Source organism: Alcanivorax profundi (assembly GCF_003597125.1).
Taxonomy (GTDB): domain Bacteria; phylum Pseudomonadota; class Gammaproteobacteria; order Pseudomonadales; family Alcanivoracaceae; genus Alcanivorax; species Alcanivorax profundi.
The window spans coordinates 1-446 of record NZ_QYYA01000118.1 but is presented as its reverse complement, the minus strand read 5'-3'; the positions used below and the strand labels follow the sequence as shown (position 1 = coordinate 446).

Sequence of the window (446 nt, the reverse complement as noted above, 5' to 3'; positions counted from 1 at the left end):
CCACCGTAGAGGATTGATGTCTCCTCAGCAGCCTCGTTGCCATACTTCTCTGCTACGATAGAGCGGATGTATGCCAACATCTCTTCAGCCTGGTCAGAAGTAGCAGTCTTACCTGTACCGATAGCCCAGATTGGCTCGTAAGCAAGGATGATGTTCTTCCAAGCGTCAGCGCTCAAGTGGAATACTGAACCTTCCAACTCAGCCTTTACAACCTCGTTCTGCTTCTCTGCCTCACGCTCCTCGAGAGTCTCACCGCAGCAGAAGATAACCTTCAAACCGTTAGCCAAAGCCAACTCTACCTTCTCCTTCAAGATCTCTGCTGTCTCGCCATAGTACTGACGACGCTCTGAGTGGCCGAGGATAACATACTGAGCACCTGTGCTCTTTACCATCTCAGCTGAAACCTCACCTGTGAAAGCACCCTTAGCCTTGTCTGCGCAGTTTTC

The 446-nt window shown here is 50.9% G+C and carries 1 protein-coding gene; it reads right to left on the bottom strand.

Annotated features, from left to right (window positions below; genetic code table 11):
- Nucleotides 1-446: triose-phosphate isomerase (gene tpiA, locus D4A39_RS19215; RefSeq protein ID WP_119918598.1), on the bottom strand; the 446-nt coding region annotated here is incomplete at both ends.